Origin of the sequence: Kitasatospora sp. NPDC091257 (assembly GCF_044757675.1) — a bacterium.
Classification (GTDB): Bacteria; Actinomycetota; Actinomycetes; order Streptomycetales; family Streptomycetaceae; genus Kitasatospora; species Kitasatospora lactacystinica.
The window spans coordinates 1-3,514 of sequence record NZ_JBIVVI010000979.1 but is presented as its reverse complement, the minus strand read 5'-3'; the positions used below and the strand labels follow the sequence as shown (position 1 = coordinate 3,514).

The 3,514-nt window shown below is 72.2% G+C and carries 2 protein-coding genes; both read right to left on the bottom strand.

Features of this window, described 5'->3' with window-relative positions; genetic code table 11:
• Positions 1-94 precede the first annotated feature (94 nt).
• Entirely contained in the window at positions 95-1,297 is a 1,203-nt protein-coding gene (locus ACIQOV_RS33060; protein ID WP_401054420.1) for an acyltransferase family protein, read from the bottom strand.
• 348 nt (positions 1,298-1,645) lie between these two features.
• Complete coding sequence (locus tag ACIQOV_RS33055; RefSeq protein WP_401054418.1) at positions 1,646-3,325, bottom strand: trypsin-like serine protease; 1,680 nt, start codon at positions 3,323-3,325, stop codon at positions 1,646-1,648.
• Positions 3,326-3,514 lie beyond the last annotated feature (189 nt).

Here is a 3,514-nt window from a genome sequence, read left to right as displayed (position 1 = left end):
GTCTGCGCGGTCAACCCGAACAATCCGGTGATGACCTGGATCGGCAGCGGGAACGCGAACCGTGCGCGCAGGTCGACCGTCTGCCCCGGCGGCACTAGGGGGTGGTGACGGTCTCCAGGACGCCGGGGGCCCGGGTCGGCGCCGGGGCGGGCTGCGGGGGGAGGGGTTCGGCGGCGCGGAGCTCGTCGATGCTCCTGGTCATGCCGGTCTTGAGGCGGGGCGTCAGGGGCTTCTCGATGAGCCGGTGGACCAGCCAGGAGGCGACGAGCATGCCGGTGACGACGATGGCGACCGCCGTCCAGGGCTTGGTGCCGTGGTCGTAGAGGGCGCGCAGGGCGGTCCAGCCCATGGTCTCGTGGAGGAGGTAGAGGGGGTAGGTGAGGGCGCCGGCGAAGGTGAGCCAGCGCCACTGGATCCGGGAGCCCCAGCCCATGGCCACCGCGGTGATCACGAGGTAGGAGAGGGTGGTCAGCAGGACGGCGGGCCAGGTCGGCAGCTCGGGCCGGCCCAGGACGGTGTTCACGTCGTGCTGGTGCTGGATGGTGTAGAGCACCGAGAGGATCCAGCTGATCCCGACGATGCCGAAGAGCATGAGGTTGGGACCGTACCGGTGGACCAGGTAGAGCGCGAGGCCGGCGACGAAGAACGAGGAGACGTCCGACATCGCGAAGAACTCCAGGACCGGCCACTTGGTGCTCGCCGAGACGATGCCGGCGACCGTCCAGATCGAGCAGAAGGCCACGATCCGCCGGTAGGTCACGCCCTGCCACACCACGATGGCGAACAGCAGGTAGAAGCGCAGCTCGGCCCAGAGCGTCCAGTAGACGGCGTCCACGTTCGGGATCCCCAGGCCCACGTGGAACATGGTGAGGTTGGCGAGGACCTGTTCGGAGGGGAGCGGCTGGCGCACGAGCGGCCACATCGTCACGACCGCGGTGGTGAGCAGGACGGCGAACCAGTACGCGGGGTAGAGCCGGATGACCCGGGAGCGGACGAAGTCGCCCACCGGGCGGCCCCAGCTGCTCATGCAGATCACGAAGCCGCTGATCACGAAGAACAGGCAGATACCCGTCCAGAGGTACGCGGCGGGCGCGGAGGCGCGGTGGAACACCTGCTCGGCCGGCTTGCCCCAGGCGCTGATCTCGGGCTTGGTACCGCCGCCGTAGCCGATGTAGTGGTGGAAGACCACCATCAGCGCGGCCAGGATGCGCAGGCCGTCCAGGACGGCGAGACGGCCGCCCTTGGCGGATTTGCGGCGGCCCGAGGAACCTGGTCGTTGCCGGGGGAAAATGCTCACGGCTGACGATAACGCACGCCCTGTAAGCCGCTTGCAGGCCCCTGCGCATGACAGGGCAGGGCGGCGACGGGCTGCGGCAGGGCGTTTTCCCGTGATCGAGGCAAGTGCTGGGAGGGGCGTCCCCGCCCCCGGAGGCGGGGCGGGGACGGACGGTGCGGTCGGGGAAGGCCGGGGGCGGCCTGCCCTCGGGAGTTCCTGACGCGTGCGCCCCGGCGCGGGAGTGGACCACCACCCCGCGCCAGGACGCACGACGGATCGGCGCGCGGAGGGCGCGCCGGTCGGAGGGCGCCGGTCGGAGGGCGCCGGTCGGAGGGCGCCGGTCGGAGGGCGCCGGTCGGAGCGCGTCGGTCAGAGCGTGCCGGTGATCGTGGTGCCGGTGTGGTTGCCCGGGATGGCGGTGAGGTCGAGGTTCTCGGGGGCGGCCCAGGTGCCGTCGTTGTGGCGGGCGGTGAGCAGGACCTTGTTGTCCGTGGTGGCGATGGCGAACACGGCGTCGGTGTCGACGGGCGTGGCGCTGATGCTGGTGCCCGTGACGTTGCCGATGACGCCGCCGAGGGACGTCACGGGCTGCCAGGTGTGGTTGAGGTAGCGCATGGTGTGGTACTGGCCGTCGCTCGCGATGAGGGCGAGGTTGAGGTCGTTGCCCTGGCGGGAGACGGCGACGCCGCTCACCGGGCCGGTGCTGCCCGCGGCTTCGGAGACCGCCCCCCAGGTGCCCCAGCTGCCGGAGCCGGTGCGCAGGGTGTGGTAGACCTTTCCGCCGGCCACGGCCGCGATGTGCAGTTCGGGTCCGGCGTCCCCGGACGCTCCGGCGGCGGAGATGGCGGTGATGCCGTTGAGCGGGCCGGTGACGTCGGTGACCACGTTGAACGCGGTCCACTGGCCGGCGCCGTTGCGGATGGAGTGGTAGAGGGTGCCGTTGGCGACCACGACCACGTGCAGGTTGTCGCCGATGGAGGCGATGGAGACCTGGGTGATGCCGCTGAGGTCCGTGAGGGCGACGTTGAGGTCGGCGAACGTCTGCTTCCAGCCGCCGTCGAGGTTGCGGATGGCGTAGTGGAGGTGCCCGTCGCCGCCCAGGGCGATGATGTGGGTGTCGGCGTTGATGCCGGCCGAGGCGACGGCGCGCACCCCGCCGATGGCGCCGGCCGTGGCCTGGACGTCCTCGTACGGGGTCCAGGTGCCGTCGTAGAGACGGCTGGCGAAGTAGAGGTTGGCGTCGCTGCGCACCAGGGCCTGGGTCTTCCAGCCCAGGGACTTCGCCCGGGTCTGCTGCACCCAGCCGGCGACGTTGTCGACGCGGGTGTTGTAGGCGCCGGTGCGGGTCTCGGTGGCGGGCACGCCCAGGCAGCCGCCCTGCCAGGAGCGGGAGGCGACGGCGACCAGCTCGGCCTTGCCGCCCGTCTCGCGGATCACGGGGGCGCCGGTGTCGCCCTTGCAGATCGCCGCGCCGCCGGTGCCGGTCGTGCCGAGGCCGGCGGCGGCCACGGTGTCGAGCGAGAAGGCGCCGGTGTGGAGCTTGAGCGGAGCCCACTCGTCCTTGGTCCGGCCGTACGCGGGCACGCGCAGCGTCTGCCCGGCGGTCGGCGCGGCGGTGGCGACCGCCAGCGGGGCGATGCCGTCGACGGGCGTGGCCAGGCGGGCCATGACGAGGTCACGGCCGGCGTACGGCACCAGCTCGGACACCTCGGCGGTCCTGCCGCCGGTGGTGGTCAGGTCGGTGCGGCCGACGGTGGCGACGGTCTTCCACTTCGGCGCGCCGGCCGCCAGGGCCTGCGGCTGCGCCGGGTCGTCGGCGAAGCAGGAGGCGGCGGTGAGCACCCAGTTGCGGTCGACCAGCGCACCGGTGCAGGCACGCAGGGTGTCGCCGATCGCCAGGCGCGCGGTGAAGGCGTAGGAACCGTCGGCGGCCGCGTTGCCGACCACGGCGCCGGCCGGGGGTGTGGCGAGGGTCGTCAGGGTTCCGGCGGCGAGGACGGCGGTCAGCGCGCCCGCCCGCAGGTTGCGGGACGAGGAGGTGCGAGGCATGAGTGGGCTCCCGAACGTGAGAGGTGGTGATGCGGGGGTGGTGGTCAGCCGGTGACGCGCAGTTCGAGCAGGGTGGTGGGCTTGCCGCTGCCGTTGCCGCTGCCGATCCCGACGGGGACGGCGGTGCCCTTGGCGATGTCGATGCTCTGGGAGGCGCCCTCGCTGGTGAGCTTGGCGTTGACCGAGTAG